This is a genomic window from Bacillus sp. 95MFCvi2.1 (genome assembly GCF_000374965.1).
Lineage (GTDB): Bacteria > Bacillota > Bacilli > Bacillales > Bacillaceae_G > Bacillus_A > Bacillus_A pseudomycoides.
Genome location: NZ_KB895760.1, coordinates 1 through 3,687, shown reverse-complemented (window position 1 = coordinate 3,687; position 3,687 = coordinate 1). Strand labels below are relative to the sequence as shown.

At 30.8% G+C, this 3,687-nt stretch carries 2 protein-coding genes and 3 pseudogenes; 3 read left to right on the top strand and 2 right to left on the bottom strand.

Annotation, left to right across the window (positions count from 1 at the left end):
- Positions 1 to 647 precede the first annotated feature (647 nt).
- A pseudogene (locus C568_RS35985) lies at positions 648 to 869 on the bottom strand (HD domain-containing protein); the annotation flags it as partial.
- Between C568_RS35985 and C568_RS34020 the strand changes: the two are divergent.
- From C568_RS34020 to C568_RS0129945, 3 genes and pseudogenes are all read left to right on the top strand, one after another.
- Positions 866 to 1,162, top strand: a pseudogene (locus tag C568_RS34020) (IS66 family transposase); the annotation flags it as partial. The pseudogenes C568_RS35985 and C568_RS34020 sit on opposite strands and share 4 nt — an antisense overlap.
- 584 nt (positions 1,163 to 1,746) lie before the next feature.
- Positions 1,747 to 2,067 (top strand): DUF4870 domain-containing protein, encoded by a 321-nt coding sequence (locus C568_RS0129950; protein WP_006097190.1) that lies wholly within the window; start codon positions 1,747 to 1,749, stop codon positions 2,065 to 2,067.
- 93 nt (positions 2,068 to 2,160) lie between these two features.
- On the top strand, positions 2,161 to 2,610 hold the full coding sequence (locus tag C568_RS0129945) for a DUF6376 family protein (protein ID WP_018783706.1): 450 nt from the start codon (positions 2,161 to 2,163) through the stop codon (positions 2,608 to 2,610).
- Positions 2,611 to 2,922: 312 nt separating this feature from the next.
- Here C568_RS0129945 and C568_RS0129940 read toward each other — a convergent pair.
- A pseudogene (locus C568_RS0129940) lies at positions 2,923 to 3,207 on the bottom strand (hypothetical protein); the annotation flags it as partial.
- Positions 3,208 to 3,687 lie beyond the last annotated feature (480 nt).

Below are 3,687 nucleotides of genomic sequence, written 5' to 3'. Positions count from 1 at the left end.
AATCAAATAATAGAAATAAACAAACATATTACTCATCTCCTGAAAAATAATGAATTTTAAATTGCTCTTAGAAGTCAGCTGAGATACGTGTAAAACTAGGTCATAGGGATACATTATTTACTAAAAACTATTTTCTGAAGATATTTGTAATATAAACGTTCGTTTTTATTTGAAAATATGAAATACCCTAACTGATGAACTAGATGTAACAAAATACTCTATCAAAAAATAATCCGTAACATTATTAGTGCAATACCTTTTTTCTATATCAAAACCTGATGTTAGAAATATATATATAATACAGGCTGTGAACTGAAATTATATGTATCTTGGTCAACAAACCCCATCTTTTTAATGCTTTCTTTCATACACTCTCGCTAATATAGTCTACTTTTCTAACAATTGCAATTCAAACTATATTTTTAAAAAATACAAACCATAAAAAACAAAATTAAACGACTCCCTAAGAGAGAAGCTTAATTTTGTTAAGGGATATAGCCATATTTTTAAAACTCACTATACTAAGGGGTCTCGCCACATCGCTATCAAGCTAAGGTCTTGAGGTACCCCCTAAACGAAATTTTTACTTTTCTACATTTTGTTATCATATTATAAGCGTTGATGACATAAGATTCGTTATCAGAAGTTTATCCCTGTAACTCTTTATTAATTTCAAGTAGGGTTTTGGAGCTATTAGCAAAATTTAACCAATCATGCCTCACATTACTCTTATTATCAGTAATCCAAAGTTCAACAATATCTAGATGTGAAACATTTGTTGTTATCGGTTTCTTTACACCATTAATTTTAGCACCGGACATATGCCTAGCAATCTTAGGATTTAGTGCAAAAGCAGCTTCATGAACAGAAAGATCGTGTTTTACCAAAAAGCGCTCTAGGAAAAGCCATCACTTATTGTTTGAATCAATGGAATCATCTTGAAGCTTTTTTATTAGACGGTCATTTAGAAATCGATAACAACAGAAGTGAACGTTCTATTAAACCGTTTGTAATCGGGAGAAAAAATTGGATGTTCTCAAATACAACGCGAGGTGCTAGAGGAAGTGCCATCATGTATAGTGTGGTTGAAACCGCAAAAGAGAACAATTTAAGTCTCTATCATTATCTTCATTATTTGTTTGAAACACTCCCCAATATCGATTTAAACAATATAGAAGAAACTTATGCAAAATGGAAGAGTGGAGAAGTAACAGCTGTTATGTTTATGGAAATGTTAGAATTAAGAAAGAACACGTTTTATAAAATAATGAGGGAATATGAAGAAGCAAAGTGGCATCTCTCCTATATGGAATGCTACTTTGCCTCTGGTTGTAAGAAAGCTGGTACTATCCCTTGTTAAGTACAGAAGACATCATTACAGGATATGGTGTTTTTTAAGAGAATAGCATTTTAAAAGTTTGAAGTATTATGACGCAGAATATGTATTCTTCTTCATATGTTTGCACCAGAACCTGTTTTACTAGCTCTTACTTCGAAATAATAAAAAAAGCTAGCATTTTGCTAGCTTTTTATTATTTGACCTATTTTCCTATTTTTTCACTTTCAAAACATATTGGTTCATTTTCATAAAAGAGTCCTATATATATAAGGGCTCTTTTTATATTTTCACTTATAATATCTTACAAAACTGTCATCTTGATGTAAGGTTATTAGATAGTTCATATACTATTTCAATGTAATAATAAAAATATAAGAAATCATAATAATTTTTAAGAGGTGAAAGTCATGAAAGGAAATAATATCTTATCTTCTTTAAGTTACATTAGTATCTTTTTTGCACCAATTCTAGTACCAATTATTATTTACTTTGTAGCAGAAGAAGAAGTGAAATATCATGCAAAAAAAGCATTATGGACACATCTAATTCCCTGTGTAACAGTCATCATTGGTCTTGCTATATCTGGAGTAGTTGGATTTAGTACATTAAGTGAAAATGCAATTGGAATTGCATTATTAATCGGAACTTTTGCTATTGCTTTTATCTTAAGTATTTACTATTTCATTTGGAATATAGTAAAAGGTATTAAGGTGTTAAAAGAAGCTTAGTATATACAGACTAACTTATATTTCTAAAGAAGGTCGAATACTTAAATCTTCTTTTTTAAGGTGGATTTGTACGAATTGAGGGGAGATAAAGAAATGACGATAAAAAAAGCTTGGTTATTCTTGCTTATGATGGTAATTGGTTTAACAGGATGTTCTATGATTAAAGAAGGTAAGAATTCAATTGACTATGCTCAAAAGGCAATAAATTATGTTAATGAAGTGAGTACGTTTGCAAATGAAGCGCCGGGATTAGCAGGAAAAGCAATCAACGATAGTGCCGCCCGCAAAGAATTAGAAACTAGACTGAGAGAAATTCAAAAGGATATTCCAGCTTTTAATGAATTGACACCTCCTGATGTAGCAAAGGATATTCATCAGCAAATTGTTGGATATAATGAAAAGTTAAATGAATTAATTGATACAACTATGAAGAAGGTAGAAGAAGGGAAAATGGATGTAGATCAATTCAAAAACTCGGAGCTTATGCAGACAATTCAACAAGTTCAAAAATTAAAAGATAAGATTCAAAATTTAGGTCAGTAAATAGGGTACCGCCCCATAATAAGAGCCGAATTTTCTACTCTAAGAAAAATTCGGCTCTTATTTTTTATAGATTAGTTGTTATTTTGCTTCTTCATATTCCTTCATTATTTTATAAAAAGTATTTTTCTTCAGTTGAAGTAGCTCCATAAATTTGACACCTGTTATTTCTCTATTTTTCCACTTTGGATAAGTTTCTTCTATTAGGAGGCACCATACATACCTATCAACTTAAGAAAACAAGTTACACCCAAAAACAAAAAATCCCTCAGACAAGCCAAGGGACCACTTATTTACACAAAAATATTAACGGTACAGATTTAATTTTTGGATAAACTCTATTCGATCCATAATCTTGTGAAAATTTTTAACAGAAACAACACCTGAAGGTTGTCGAAGCCATGATAAATACGAGAACTTGTCTCCTTTTCCTACACTTAATAACTTGTCTAGTTGCTTACATTGAGAAGGAGTAAGGTCTCTTGTCAATTGTTTGAAAATTTTTCTATGTGCTCGTTCACGTACAGCCCATGCTAAATGTTCAACTGCATATATGGCTGGTAGAATCATTTTTCTTTTCCTTATTTCTGTAATAAGAGATCCCGCCACATTGCCATCAAGTTAAGAAATTCTTTGTTCCCCAAAACGAGAAAAGCGAACTGAATTCCTATAGATAACTATAAAGAGATAAAATTTTCGTTTTGAGGATACTCTAAAATATTAACTTGATGGGCATGTATAGTGACCCTTTATAGCAATAAAACCAGCTTATGTAATATTGCATATTAAAATGTATTGATATATATATGTAAGCGCTTACTATAATAAAGGTATAAAGATTTACAACATCTTACTATACAAAAAAAGAGGAGGAAATAATATGGCAATTGCAATGGCAGTTTTAAAATTTTTAGGTGGAATCATCCCATTAGTAGGAGAGCTTTTAAAAGCAGTAATGTAAGTTCATTATCTTACTATACAAAATAAGAGGAGGAAATAATATGGCAATCGCAATGGCAGTTTTATCATTCTTAGGTGGAATCATCCCATTAGTAGGAGAACTTTTAAAAGCAGTAATGT